Raw genomic sequence first — 208 nt, 5'->3', positions numbered from 1 at the left:
GGGAAGGGCAGGTTGTACAGGCGTTGCCCGGTGGCGGCGAAGATCGCATTGGCCAGCGCCGGGCCGATGGGCGCCACACCGGGTTCGCCGACCCCGGTGGGCGCTTCGCCGGAGGGCACGATGTGCACTTCGACCTTGGGCATCTCGGCGATCCGCAGCACCTGGTAGCCGTCGAAGTTGTTCTGCTCGACCTTGCCGTCCTTCAGGG

At 68.3% G+C, this 208-nt stretch carries 1 protein-coding gene; it reads right to left on the bottom strand.

What is annotated here, in order from left to right; all coding sequences use genetic code 11:
* Nucleotides 1-208 (bottom strand): xanthine dehydrogenase family protein molybdopterin-binding subunit (locus G5A07_RS22145; RefSeq protein ID WP_191864064.1); only part of this gene is annotated, 208 nt, incomplete at both ends.

The organism is Stenotrophomonas sp. AS012628 (assembly GCF_010608305.1).
GTDB lineage: Bacteria > Pseudomonadota > Gammaproteobacteria > Xanthomonadales > Xanthomonadaceae > Stenotrophomonas > Stenotrophomonas geniculata.
Note: the sequence above shows the minus strand (reverse complement) of the source record. Positions and strands in the feature narration are given on the sequence as shown.